1 pseudogene is annotated in these 270 nt (G+C 55.2%); it reads right to left on the bottom strand.

Annotated elements, in window-relative coordinates:
* Positions 1 to 270 (bottom strand): annotated as a pseudogene (locus HMPREF2696_RS11040) (RHS repeat protein); the annotation flags it as partial.

The following is a 270-nucleotide window of genomic DNA, read 5'->3' as shown; positions in this document are numbered from 1 at the left end:
CAGTTGGCCGAGGATGTTGCGTTTGAAATGGTGGATGTGCCAAGTCTCTGGACGCTCTTTCAGACGGCCTTCATGATTGCTTTGGCCGTATTCGGTCTGTTGAACCAGTTGTCCGGCGACATCGTAGCCGTAGGCGGTGATTTTGCCGTCCCAGCCGGTTTCTTGGATCAGGTTGTCGGTTTGGTCGTAATCGAGACGGTAGGTTTCGCCGTTTTCGTTGGTGAGGACGGTCAGACGGCGGGCTTTGTCGTAGGCGTAGGCGAAGGTATG

Origin of the sequence: Neisseria sp. HMSC058F07 (genome assembly GCF_001810035.1) — a bacterium.
GTDB classification, from domain to species: Bacteria; Pseudomonadota; Gammaproteobacteria; order Burkholderiales; family Neisseriaceae; genus Neisseria; species Neisseria perflava.
Note: the sequence above shows the minus strand (reverse complement) of the source record. Positions and strands in the feature narration are given on the sequence as shown.